A 13,427-nucleotide genomic window follows, 5' to 3' on the forward strand; every position below is an offset into this window, starting at 1 on the left:
AGCTAGGTACTCTGAGTCTGACTCATAAATACCTAGCTTTTTTTTATGCTCTTTTTACGACATTAAAGTTAGCCTCTAGAAGTTCCCAATTTTGGATAAACGGTAAACCTAACTTCCAATAGGAAATACCGCGGATATTTTCTTCTTTTATTAAGTTAAATTTCGCCTGAATCGATCTCGCATCTTCAAACCAGACTTCATGTTTTTGCCCGTTTGATTCTGTGTAACGGAAATATGGTGCTTTTGCTTTGTTATCAAAAAGAATTTCATTTGTCATTTGAATTGCTAAATTTGTAGCTGCTTCTGCGCTTAAGGCTTTTGCCATCGTACCTTGTTTAAAAGGAACTTTCCAGTCAAAGCCGTATAAGTTTTGCCCCATCATAATTTTAGGTACTGGGATAACAGTTTTTGCGTAATTGATTACTTTACGAACTTGGTCGATAGGAGATACGGCCATTGGTGGACCACCTTGCCAACCCCAGTCATAAGTCATGATAACGACAAAGTCTACAACTTTCCCAATATTTGCATAATCATGTGCTTCGTAAAATCTTCCTTTTTGAGTTGAGCTTGTTTTAGGTATTAATGTAGCACTTAAGATGAATCCTTGAGGGAGTCTAGATTTTAATTTATTTAAAAAGTTAATATAAGGGACTCGATCTTTAGAAGCAACGTCTTCAAAGTCTACATTTACTTCTCTAAAGCCGTATTTATTTGCTGTGCTAATGATTGTGTTTATTAAACGATCTTGAACGGCTGTACTTTGTAAAATATCAGTTGCAAGTGATGTGGAGAATTGGCCATTTTCAAGATTTGATACAACCATCATATAGATATTACGGTTTTCCTTAGCGATTTGTGGAATATTACCTAATGGTGGCTCTGTTAAAGAACCATCCCTTTTTGCATCAAAGCTAAAATGTGCTAAATAAGTTAAAAACTTTCCTTCCTTGCGTGCAGCATCTTCTAGAGCAGGCTTAATTGGGTTTGAAGTAGGTTGTAAGTAGCCAATTGATTCAACATTTCTTTTTTTACGTGCTGGCAAATGTAGCTTTTGGCCGACATTTAAAGATGCATATGGACTAATCCCACTATAGGTAGCAATTTGACTTGCTGAAACTCCATACGTTAAACCAAGATCGTATAAATTATCTCCAGGTTGGACAATATATTCGTTTCCTGTAGTTGGTACAACAAGCGCTTGACCTTTTATTATTTTATAAGGAGCTACTAGAGCATTTGCATTTATGAGTGATTGCCTTTCAACTCCATAAAAATCTGCAATACTCATGACTGTTTCTCCGCTTTTCACTACATGAATTTGCATTTTTTGTCTATCTCCTTTCATCAAACGTAGATATTCGTCTCTATTAAATATATGCCCTAGAGTTTGGATTAGAAGAGAATAGGTGGAAAAGCAAATCAATTTCATTTTAAAAAGAAACAAACCTAGCCATAGACTAGGTTTTGAAAATATAATCATTATTTTGTTTCATTATTACTATTTGGATCAATAGGGAATTGAATGATATTAGCATCGCTTCCTGAAACAGTAGGTAGTTTACCATCCCATTTTTCTGCTTTTTTATATTCAATTAATTCTTTCGTTAATGAGTGCTGAATGACTTGGTTTGCTTTTGCTTGACCTTGAGCACGAATTAGCTGTGAATCAGCGTCGGCATGAGCTTCTACCTTCTTTTTCTCAGCTTCAATTCGAGCAGTTTCAAGTTCAATTTTTTTACGATCATTTTCTTGGGCTGCTTGGACTCTTGCATCAATTGCATCTTGTGTTTTTGCATCAGGTTTTGGTGTTCCTAAAGTTAAATTTTCAACAAAAAATCCAAGTACTTTTACATCATCTTTATAAATTGTCTCAATATCTGCAGAGGCGTTACTTGATTTCTCTCCATATAATTGTAAAACTGTGTATTTCGAAACTGCAATTCGCGCTGCATCTTGTAATCGTTTCTTTAAATATGTATCTTCTATTTCTTCGATAGCAACTGGACCAAACTCATTAAACATTGAGACAACTTTTGAAGGATCAATTTTATATGTGTAAGATAAATCCATTTCAATTCTTTTTCCGTCTGAAGTAGCTAGGGCAACATCTTTATATTCTACTGTTCGTAAGCGGACTGGATATTCGGTGACTTTATCAAATAAACCAACAAAATTCCAACCTTGTGAAAGTGTATTTTTTTGTATTCCTCCATTTGGTGAATAAACAACCCCTACATAACCAGGTGTTATTTTCTCAATAAATAAAGTAGGAATTGTAACAATTAAAATAAGTGCGATACCAGCAATGATCCCACCAATAACTTTACGATTCATAAATGATTTTTTAGTTTCACTTGGACGAATTTCCATTTTGCTTTTCCTCCTTCTCCTTCAAAATATTTTTTACTTTTACTGTTTTGTCACCGATTTTTTCAAAGGTCGGTGAGAGAAGTAGCCATAAACCGAATAATAAAAGAAGGATGATGATAATTGACCCTAATATGACCTTCAATAAAATCTGCCTCCCAATTTTAGAATATTAGAAAATGATTAATTAATTATAAGAAAATTATAACATTTAGTGTATGTTAAAAAATAGAACAATTATTAATTTTTTGGTAAAGTATTCTGTAGAAGAAGATGAGGTGAAATTATGTTTATATCAGAGAAATTAGTTGAAGTAAGATATGCAGAAACAGATGCAATGGGTGTAGTTTACCATGCAAATTATTTAGTTTGGTTCGAGATTGGACGAACTCAATTAATCAAAGACTTAGGCTTTAATTACGCAGAAATGGAATCACAAGGAGTGATTTCACCTGTTATTGATTTGAATGTATCGTATAAGAAAAGCCTACGATATGGACAGACTGCTAAAGTTAAAACAAAAGTAAAATCGCTTACACCACTTAAAGTTATATATGAATACGAAATTATAAACGAAGAAGGAGATCTATGCTGTGTCGGGAATTCGACACATGTCCTTGTTCATAAAGAAACATTTAGACCGATTAAATTTAAAAGAATGTTCCCTGATTGGTATGAAGCTTATGAGAAAGCTTTAGAGTAGGGTTAAAAGTAAATAAAGGTAGTAGAGCAATGGGGTTAGTTAAAAAAAGGTAAAATGGCAATGGTTAGGTAATGAAACGGATTTAGAAATATTTACGGTAAAGGGTAAATAAAAAAGATTAGAGATGAAAGGTGTTTAGACCTTTATTTCTCTAATCTTTGAGTTTTTCTTAAGCTTGTGATGAGCTTTTAGAATTTAACTTTTGGTTCAGTTTTGTCTTTGATTCTTTTAATATTTGCGCGATGTCTATATACGACAAAGATTGTTAATACGATTAGGATATAAGTTAGTATGTAGTCCTCGCCTTTTTTAAATTCAATGATGAATGATAAAACTGTGGCAATTACTGCTGTTAACATTGAAGATAATGATACGTATTTTGATATTTTTAAACTAATCCCGAAGATTATAATTATGGCAACAAAAAGGAGTGGAGATGCGTATAATAAGATCCCAGCTGAAGTCGCTACTGCTTTTCCACCTCTAAAACCGGCAAAAATCGGATACATATGTCCAATTACAGCGATTAGTCCAATGATTAGAGGGTTAATTCCATGATAATGGAATATTACAGGTAATGAAGCTGCTAGTGTTCCTTTTAAAATATCTCCAAGTGTTACAATAATACCTGCTTTTTTACCTAATGTGCGGAATGTATTTGTTGCACCTAAATTTCCACTACCGTGTTGACGAATATCTACTCCGTAAAATAATTTTCCAACTACTAAACCGAATGGTACAGATCCGATTAAATAGGCTAGTACTATAATGACCAAGCTCATGTTCTAGCTCCTTTTCAAACTAATATAAAATAGTGCAGTATCGTATCATTCTATCACAATTTTAAGCGAAATTATAGATAAATAAAATAGAATATTGACTTAAATAGCAGGATTAAGAGAAAGAAAAGGGAAGTAAGGTTATGTAAATCAAAGAAGAAACGTTTATGGCTAGAATCTGTCAATTTTAACATCATAATCCCTAATTCTGTCTTTATTATTATACTTAATGGAAGGAAAAAATTATGAATCCGACAGTTTTATTAATTGAAGATGAAAAAAGATTAAGAGAAATTGTAAAAGATTTTTTTGAAAACGATCAGTTTATCGTCATCGAAGCAGGTGATGGAGAAGAAGGAATTAAGAAGTTTAATGAGAACCAAGTAGATTTAATTATTTTAGATTTAATGCTACCTAAATTAGATGGGTGGAAAGTATGTAAGTTAATTAGGGAGCAATCTAATATACCTATTATTATGATTACAGCCCGCTCAGAAGAAGAGGATCAATTATTAGGATTTGAATTAGGTACTGATGAATATGTGACAAAGCCATTTAGTCCTAAAATACTTGTTGCAAAAGCAAAAAGTGTGCTTAGACGAACAACTGATCTAAAAGAAGACGATAAAGATACGAAAATGATTTGTGGAATTACAATAAATACTTCGTCAAGGACTGCTTCTATTAACAATGAAGCACTGCAGCTTACGAATAAAGAATTCGAGTTATTGTGTTACTTAATTGATAATAAAGGCATTGTTTTAACCAGGGATCAACTACTGAATAATATATGGGGTTTTGATTACTTTGGAGATGGTAGAACAGTTGATACGCATATAAAAAAACTGAGACATAAATTGGGAGATAAGGCAAAGCATATAGCTACAGTTATAAGAGTGGGCTATAAGTTTGAGGAGTAGATGATGAAAAAGAGTATTGTTCGTAAGCTTTTTTTATCGATAACTTTGTTGTTAATCATTTTTTTAATCATTGTTTTTGTAGGTCAGTCAGTCTTTATGCAATCCTTTTATACGAATAAAAAAGTAAATATTGTTTCACAAGAATTGACTAAATTTGCAATGGCGTATAAAGCAGGAAAGTATAACAATACCCAGTTTCAACAGGAATTATCTAAGCTTTATTCAAAATATAACACGACTTTAGCGGTATTGGATAAAAGAGGTGTTCTTAAAGCTGAGAATAATTTTGATTTAACGGTACGTACAGACGCAGGGAAAAAAGTATATGTGCCTTTAAATAATCTACTGTATTCTGACCAAATAGATAGTATTTTAAGATTAAATATTAAAGAGAATTCAAGTATTACAATTCGGGGTTTTGTTCAAGACGATTATTTTATTCCGCTTTATATAAAGACGAATATGGGGGTGTGGGAGGAGGAAAATCAACCTACTAATCCTATACAATTATCAACTAAAAACAGCATCCAGGAAATGGTAAATGTTGAAATTAAAGGGAAAGTTGTTACTTTACATCTACCTATTGCAAATCAATATACCTATTCTGCTCAAATGAATTCATTGATGGGTGCAATTACTGATTGGACCAAGAGTGATGAGGATTTTTCCGGCCACACAGAAAACGATTATCCATTAATTTATCGCTATTTTGATAAGGCAAATGGATTAGAAAACAAAGTGTTTATTTACCCAATCAATACACATAAGGGGTCTAAGGAAGTTATTTTTGCGATTACATCCCTTCAACCAGTAGATGAAGCAATGTATGTTTTAAAAGATTTTTATATTTATGCTTTTATTGTTGCTTTATTATTGATTGTGATCATTTCTTTTTACTATTCAAAACTGATTACAAAGCCTTTAATAAAAATGAACGCTGTTACAAATCAATTAGCAAAGCTCAACTTTAACGAGAAAATTGATATTGAATCAGAAGATGAAATTGGACAATTGTCAAAATCGATTAATTCATTATCAGAAAATTTGGCTAGCACAATCGACAATTTACAACAAGCAAATCATAAATTAATGCAAGATATTGAAAAAGAGAAACAGTTAGAAGAAATACGAAAAGAGTTTATAAGCGGTGTCTCACATGAGTTAAAAACTCCTTTAAGTATTGTACAAAGTTATGCAGAAGGTTTAAAAGATGGATTAAATATTGAAAAAAATGGTTATTATGCAGATGTAATCCTTGAAGAAGTTGATCGCATGAATGGTCTTGTAGTAGATATGTTAGAGCTTTCTAAACTTCAATCAGGTACATACACACTTAAAAGTGAACCTTTCTTAATTGTGGATTGCATAGAAAATGTAATTATTCGACTGTTTGAAAATAGTTCGAATGATAATCCGTATAAATTTGATTATAATCTTGATGAAGAAACGCTAGTAATCGGTGAAAAAAGAAAAATAGAACAAGTAATCATTAATATCCTTTCAAATGCAATCCATTATGGTAACCCGGGAAGTGTCATAAAAATAAATTTATTAAATGAAGGTGAATATGTAAAAATTTCAATATTTAATGAAGGCAATCATATTCCAGCTGATAAGATTGATAAAATTTGGGATCGCTTCTATCGAATTGATGAATCTAGAAATAGACAAAATGGTGGGACAGGGTTAGGTTTAGCAATCGTAAAAACAATTCTTGATTTACATCATTCAACTATTAAAGCTCATAATAAAGAAGATGGCGTTGAATTTACTTTTAATTTAAAAATTTATTCAAATTATGTTTAAAAGTTCACAGCAAATACACACGGGTGGGTTAAATTAATATCAATTAAAGATACTTACATATTGGAGGAAAGAATTATGGGATACTATGATGAAACAGATTTAAACAATGAAAATCCAAACAATCATAAAAGGCAAACGAGAAGTAGACGAGGTGGTTATCCGCTTGTAACGGGATTTATCGGAGCTATTATCGGTGCTGTGACGATCTCAATTGTTTCACCCGATGTTTTTAACTTAACAAATAAACCTGCAAATTTATCAAATGATACAAATACAGTACCAACACAAGTTATTAATGTCTCTCGTGAAGACTTAACAACTACAATTCAAAATGCACGCAAATTCGTTGTTGGTGTAAACAATTATCAATCTTCAAATCCATTCTCAATGGAAACTGAAGAAGCTGGATCTGGTTCAGGTGTTGTTTATAAAAAAGTTGGAAATAAAGCATTAGTTGCTACAAATAATCACGTTGTAGCTGGTGCAAAACAGTTAAAAGTTAAAATGGCAGATGGGCAGTTAATTGATGCCAAACTTGTTGGTACAGATGAATTATTAGATTTAGCTGTAGTAGCAATTGATGCAAAATACGTAACAAATATCGCTAAATTAGGCGACTCAGAAAAAATTAATGTTGGAGAAACAGCCATTGCAATTGGTAATCCATTAGGATTTTTAGAAAGTACTGTAACAGAAGGTATTGTAAGTAGTAAAGCACGTGAAATACCACAAGATATTGATGGAGATGGGGTTGCTGATTATCAAACACAAGTAATTCAAACTGATGCAGCAATTAATCCTGGGAATAGTGGTGGTGCTTTAATTAATGCAAAAGGTGAAGTAATCGGTATAAATTCAAGTAAAATAGCAGAACAAGCTGTTGAAGGTATTGGATTTGCGATTCCGATTAATATTGCTAAACCGGCGCTAGATCAAATTGAAAAATTTGGTGAAGTAACTAGACCAGTTATGGGTGTTGGCTTAAAATCACTTGATGAAATTCCTCAATACAATATCGAAGAAACATTAAAATTACCGAAATCAGTTACTAAAGGAGCAGTTGTGACACATGTTGATCCAAACACACCTGCTGCAAAAGCTGGCATGAAACAATTAGATGTAATCGTTGCACTTGATGACAAACCAGTAACAGATGTAATCACAGTAAGAGAATACCTGTATTCTCACAAAAAAGTAGGAGATCAATTGAAGATTACTTACTACCGAGATGGTAAGTTGAAAAATTCAACTTTAACATTAGCTTCTAGTCAATGATTGACAGATAAATGATTTTAGAAATATGATAAAAGAAGATTAAATAAGCGAAAAGTTGTTCTTTTCGCTTATTTATGTAAATTGTCAAATTGAAAGGGTGATTCGTATTGAGTAAATACCCATCAAGAGAAGAAATTGGACAGATTCTAAAATCAAGTAAAGTAATTGCAGTAGTTGGCTTATCAAAAGATCCATCAAAGACGTCCTATATGGTGAGTAAAGCAATGCAAGATGCTGGATATAAAATTATTCCAGTTAACCCTACTGTTGATACTGTGTTAGGAGAAAAAGCGGTATCAAGTTTAACAGAAATCAAAGAAAAAGTTGACATTGTAAACGTATTTAGAAGACCTGAACACCTGTTACCTGTTGCACAAGAGTTTTTGAAAATTGATTGTGATGTTTTCTTTGCACAACTTGGCATTGAAAATGAAGAAGCATATCAATTGTTAAAAGAGAATGGTAAAACTGTCATAATGGATCGTTGTATAAAAGTAGAACATGCAATGACCAGATAGTCCGTTAAAAAAACTCACTGTAAAAGCAGTGAGTTTTTTTAACGGAAGGCATGGAGCAGGTATAGAAAGATTAATGAAATTTTATAACTTCTTCTCCCTTTTTTTCACCATGCTCTATAAATTTTTTTCGTGTTCGACTTGTAAGTTAGGAAAAAAACCATTAACATGAACGATTAGAAGAAACATTTTATTTATATTATGATATAATGGAACGGATGTTCTTATATAGGTTTTTAGTTAGAAAGGAGAAATGGTGTTGGCAAAGAATGAAACAACATATAATGAAGATGCGATACAGGTACTAGAAGGTTTAGAAGCTGTACGTAAACGACCTGGAATGTATATTGGCAGCACTGATAGTAGAGGTCTGCACCATTTAGTTTATGAAATCGTAGATAATTCTGTAGATGAAGCATTAGCTGGGCACGGGACTCAAATAGATGTGATTATTCATAAGGATCATAGCTTAAGTGTTAGAGACCATGGGCGTGGGATGCCTACTGGTATGCACAAAATGGGAAAACCGACTCCTGAAATTATTTTAACTGTTCTACACGCTGGCGGTAAATTCGGACAAGGTGGCTACAAAACTAGTGGTGGCCTACATGGGGTAGGTGCATCAGTTGTTAATGCATTATCAGAATGGTTAACAGTAGAAATTCACCGTGAAGGAACAATTTTTAAACAGCGTTTTGAAGATGGTGGGAAACCTGCCACTTCACTAGAAATCGTTGGTAAGACGAAAAGAACTGGTACGACGATTCATTTTAAACCGGATCCAACAATTTTTAGTACGACAAATTTTAACTTTGATACTTTATGTGAAAGACTTAGAGAGTCTGCCTTTTTATTAAAAGGCTTAAAAATAACAATTAAAGATGAGCGCCATGATACTTTCGAAGAGTTTTATTATGAAAACGGTATCGAAGCGTTTGTAGCGTATTTAAATGAAGAAAAGGAAGCACTGCATCCAGTTGTATTCTTTGAAGGACTGCACCATAAAATTGAAGTGGAATTTTCGTTCCAATTTAATGATGGATATTCAGAAACGATGCTTTCTTTCGTAAATAATGTTCGTACAAAAGACGGTGGTACCCATGAAGTTGGTGCAAAAACAGCTTTAACAAGAGCATTTAATGAATATGCAAGAAAAGTTAATCTATTAAAAGAAAAAGATAAAAATTTAGATGGAGCGGATATCCGAGAAGGATTAGCTGCAATTGTATCTGTACGAATTCCTGAAGAAATCCTTCAATTTGAAGGACAAACAAAGGGTAAATTAGGTACTAGTGAAGCAAGGTCAGCGGTTGATTCAGTTGTGTCTGATCAACTAGCATATTTCCTTGAAGAAAATCCAGATATTGCGACTTCATTAGTTAAAAAATCTATAAAAGCTTATCAAGCTAGAGAAGCAGCAAGAAAAGCGCGCGAAGAAGCAAGAAGTGGTAAAAAGAGAAAGCGTTCAGAAACATCATTAAGTGGTAAGCTTACTCCTGCCCAGTCACGTAATCCACAGAAGAATGAATTATACTTAGTTGAGGGTGATTCAGCGGGTGGAAGTGCAAAGCAAGGACGAGATCGCCGCTTCCAAGCAATTTTGCCTTTACGTGGTAAAGTAATCAATACTGAAAAAGCGAAATTAGCGGACATAATGAAAAATGAAGAGATTAATACAATTATTCATGCAATTGGAGCAGGAGTAGGTAGTGATTTTGAGATTGAAGATGTTAATTATGACAAAATTGTCATTATGACCGATGCTGATACAGATGGAGCGCATATACAAGTACTTTTATTAACATTCTTTTACCGTTATATGAAGCCATTAGTAGAAGCTGGTAAAGTTTATATTGCCTTACCTCCTTTGTTCAAAGTAAGTAGAGGTACTGGAAAAAAAGAAGTAATCGAGTATGCTTGGTCAGAAGTAGACTTACAAGATGCAATCAAAAAAGTTGGTAAAGGTTATATGATTCAACGTTACAAAGGACTTGGCGAGATGAATGCTGACCAACTATGGGATACAACAATGGATCCAGAAACTAGAACGCTTATTCGAGTGAAAATTGATGATGCAGCAAGAGCGGATCGTCGTGTAACTACTCTAATGGGTGATAAAGTTGAACCAAGACGTAAATGGATTGAATCAAATGTAGTATTTGATTTAGATGAAGAGGATAAAATTTTAAACAATGAGCAAGTTGAAGTAGAATCAGAAGGGAGCAATGTCTGATGCAATCATCGGAAAAATTATATAATATCCCTTTAGAAGACATATTAGGTGACCGTTTCGGTCGTTATAGTAAATATATTATTCAAGAGAGGGCTTTACCTGATGCCCGTGACGGATTAAAGCCTGTACAAAGACGTATATTATATTCAATGCATGTTGAAGGTAACTTACAGGACAAACCATACCGTAAATCGGCTAAAACGGTCGGTAATGTTATTGGTAATTATCATCCGCATGGTGACACATCTGTATATGATGCAATGGTAAGACTCAGCCAAAATTGGAAATTAAGAAATGTTTTAGTCCAAATGCATGGAAATAACGGTAGTATTGATGGAGACCCACCAGCGGCTATGCGTTATACCGAAGCTAGATTATCAGCAATTGCAAGTGAATTGTTAAGAGATATTGATAAAGAAACAGTCGAATTTGTACCTAACTTTGATGACACGAGTATGGAACCAGTTGTTTTACCATCTATGTTTCCAAATTTACTAGTTAACGGTAGTACAGGAATTTCAGCCGGTTATGCAACTGAAATACCTTCGCACCATCTTGGTGAAGTAATCGATGCGACAATTATGCGTATTGAGAATAAAAACTGTTCAGTAGATGATTTAATGACCGTAATACACGGACCTGATTTTGCTACTGGTGGTATTATTCAAGGTGTAGATGGGATTAAAAAAGCATACGAAACTGGAAAAGGTAAAATCATCATTCGTAGCCGTGTTCACACTGAAGATATTCGCGGTGGAAAACAAGCACTTATCATTACAGAAATTCCTTCAGAAGTTAATAAAGCGAATTTAGTAAAGAAAATGGATGAAGTTCGCCTTGATCGTAAAGTAGATGGAATTACTGAAGTGCGAGATGAAACAGATCGTACTGGTCTACGCATTGTTATCGAATTAAAGAAAGATGCAAATAATGAAGCAATTTTAAATTATTTATATAAAAATACGGAGCTTCAAATACCTTATAACTTTAATATGGTTGCGATTTATAATCGTACACCTAAACAAATGTCGTTACCTGCTATACTCGATGCTTATATTGAGCATCAAAAAGAAGTAATTACAAATCGTTCAAAGTTTGATTTGAAAAAGGCGAAAGCTCGTCAACATGTTGTAGAAGGTTTAATGAAGGCACTATCAATTTTAGATGAAGTTATTTCAACAATCCGTTCTGCAAATGACAAACGAGATGCAAAAGACAAGTTAATCGTTCAATTCGATTTTACTGAACTACAAGCTGAAGCAATTGTCATGTTACAGTTATACCGTTTAACAAATACTGATATTACTGCATTGCAAGAGGAAGCTGACGAGTTGGATAAGAAAATTAAACAACTTGAAGCAATTCTAAACAGTGAAACAAAGCTATTATCCGTTATAAAAACAGACTTAAAAAAAATCAAATTAAAATATGCAGACGACAGACGTTCTACAATTCAAGCAGCGATTGAAGAAATTAAAATTGCAAGAGAAGATATAATTGCTCAAGAAGATGTCATCGTAACAGTAACTAGTGAAGGATACGTTAAACGAACAAGCCCAAGATCTTTTTCTGCCTCAAATGGAAAAGATTACGGTATGAAAGAAGGCGACCGTTTAATATATCAAGTGGAAAGTACAACAACAGATACGCTGATTCTTTTTACTTCAAAAGGTAATTATTTATACTTACCAATTCATGAAATGCAAGATATCAGATGGAAAGATATGGGGCAACACGTTGCGAACATTATTCCAATTGAACGCGACGAATCAATACTTTCTGCAACAGTTGTGAATAATTTTGAAGAAAATAAAGAGTTTATTCTATTTGTAACAAAAAATGGAATCGTAAAACGTACAAGCATACAACAGTTAAAAGTTCAACGCTACTCGAAACCACTAGTCGGAATGTCGATTAAATCCGATGATGCATTAATTTTTGCAGGAGTTACTTCGGAAACAAACCGAGTATTATTGGCGACTAGCGCTGGATACACATTGATATTTAATGTAGAAGAAATAAGTATTCAAGGCTTAAGAGCTGGCGGAGTTAAAGGAATTAACTTAAAAGAAAATGATATTGTTATATCAGCAGACATTATTAGTGAAGAAGTGAAAGAAATATTCTGTGCAACACATCGAGCAGCCATTAAAAAAATGAAACTCGATACAATTCCTCAAAGTTCAAGAGGTACACGAGGAGTAAAAGTTTTAAGAGACTTAAAAAACAATCCACATTTATTAATTGGCGTATACGCAGTTAATCAAAATGATATGTTTGCATTGTTAAGTAAGTCTGGACAATTTGAAACGATAGACCCAACTGATCTAAGAAACAGTGATCAGTATAGCAATGGATCATTCATTATGGATACAGATGATTCTGGTGATATAAAGACCATTATTCGATACAAAAAAGAAGAAAATAATTAGATAAGAAGAGGATGTCCTAGAAGTGTTACTTTGGGACATCCTTTTTTTATTTGTAGATTCTATTTAAAGGAAGAGTAGATGACATAATGGTCGGAGTGCAAATAAAACTGTGAAAAGTGCAAATAAAATTAGCGAAACTGCAAATAAAATTAACAAAACTGCAAATAAAATTAGTGAAACTGCAATTAAATTGACTATCATCTCAAATATGATAAGAAATTACCTATACCGGTAAGGGTATTCTACCTTACAAATGCTTCAAATGCAGATGCACAAAATATAAAATTAATAAATTTGCTCTAATTTTTTCAAAACCGGATAAAAAAAGGAAGAAAACTATTAACTATTTAATGAAGTTGATCAGAAAATCTACTCTAAGTGAATCCCCCACTAA

At 33.1% G+C, this 13,427-nt stretch carries 11 protein-coding genes; 7 read left to right on the forward strand and 4 right to left on the reverse strand.

Going from position 1 to position 13,427, the window contains the following annotated elements:
- Positions 1–43: 43 nt before the first annotated feature.
- The 3 genes from CN692_RS13800 to CN692_RS25855 all read right to left on the reverse strand — a co-directional run bounded on the left by CN692_RS13800 (position 44) and on the right by CN692_RS25855 (position 2,515).
- The gene (locus CN692_RS13800; protein WP_098119750.1) at positions 44–1,327 is read right to left on the reverse strand and encodes a glycosyl hydrolase family 18 protein; all 1,284 of its coding nucleotides are present in this window, start codon (positions 1,325–1,327) and stop codon (positions 44–46) included.
- Positions 1,328–1,482: 155 nt separating this feature from the next.
- A complete protein-coding gene (locus tag CN692_RS13805) occupies positions 1,483–2,373 on the reverse strand; it encodes a prohibitin family protein (protein ID WP_098119751.1) in 891 nt (296 codons plus the stop codon).
- Positions 2,354–2,515, reverse strand: a complete 162-nt coding sequence (locus CN692_RS25855; protein WP_179865468.1) for a hypothetical protein — start codon at positions 2,513–2,515, stop codon at positions 2,354–2,356. Before CN692_RS25855 ends, CN692_RS13805 begins: the two co-directional genes overlap by 20 nt.
- Positions 2,516–2,656: 141 nt before the next feature.
- Between CN692_RS25855 and CN692_RS13810 the strand changes: the two genes are divergently transcribed.
- Positions 2,657–3,073, forward strand: coding sequence for an acyl-CoA thioesterase (locus CN692_RS13810; protein ID WP_098119752.1), 417 nt, complete (start codon positions 2,657–2,659; stop codon positions 3,071–3,073).
- 188 nt (positions 3,074–3,261) lie between these two features.
- Here CN692_RS13810 and plsY read toward each other — a convergent pair whose 3' ends face one another.
- A complete protein-coding gene (gene plsY, locus CN692_RS13815; RefSeq protein ID WP_098119753.1) occupies positions 3,262–3,855 on the reverse strand; it encodes a glycerol-3-phosphate 1-O-acyltransferase PlsY in 594 nt (197 codons plus the stop codon).
- A gap of 242 nt (positions 3,856–4,097) precedes the next feature.
- Between plsY and CN692_RS13820 the strand changes: the two genes are divergently transcribed.
- The 6 genes from CN692_RS13820 (at position 4,098) to parC (ending at position 13,033) form a co-directional block, all read left to right on the forward strand.
- Positions 4,098–4,772 carry a response regulator transcription factor gene (locus tag CN692_RS13820; RefSeq protein ID WP_098119754.1) on the forward strand — a complete coding sequence of 225 codons (675 nt, stop codon included), beginning with the start codon at positions 4,098–4,100 and terminating at the stop codon, positions 4,770–4,772.
- Positions 4,773–4,775: 3 nt separating this feature from the next.
- Positions 4,776–6,578 carry a sensor histidine kinase gene (locus CN692_RS13825; protein WP_179874442.1) on the forward strand — a complete coding sequence of 601 codons (1,803 nt, stop codon included), beginning with the start codon at positions 4,776–4,778 and terminating at the stop codon, positions 6,576–6,578.
- Between the two features lie 75 nt (positions 6,579–6,653).
- Entirely contained in the window at positions 6,654–7,853 is a 1,200-nt protein-coding gene (locus CN692_RS13830; RefSeq protein ID WP_098119756.1) for a S1C family serine protease, read from the forward strand.
- A gap of 107 nt (positions 7,854–7,960) precedes the next feature.
- Complete coding sequence (locus tag CN692_RS13835; protein WP_098119757.1) at positions 7,961–8,371, forward strand: CoA-binding protein; 411 nt, start codon at positions 7,961–7,963, stop codon at positions 8,369–8,371.
- 256 nt (positions 8,372–8,627) lie between these two features.
- Entirely contained in the window at positions 8,628–10,601 is a 1,974-nt protein-coding gene (parE, locus tag CN692_RS13840) for a DNA topoisomerase IV subunit B (protein WP_257131619.1), read from the forward strand.
- Positions 10,601–13,033, forward strand: coding sequence for a DNA topoisomerase IV subunit A (parC, locus tag CN692_RS13845; RefSeq protein ID WP_098119759.1), 2,433 nt, complete (start codon positions 10,601–10,603; stop codon positions 13,031–13,033). Before parE ends, parC begins: the two co-directional genes overlap by 1 nt.
- Positions 13,034–13,427: the final 394 nt, after the last annotated feature.

Source organism: Bacillus sp. AFS002410 (genome assembly GCF_002556365.1).
Taxonomy (GTDB): Bacteria; Bacillota; Bacilli; order Bacillales; family Bacillaceae_G; genus Gottfriedia.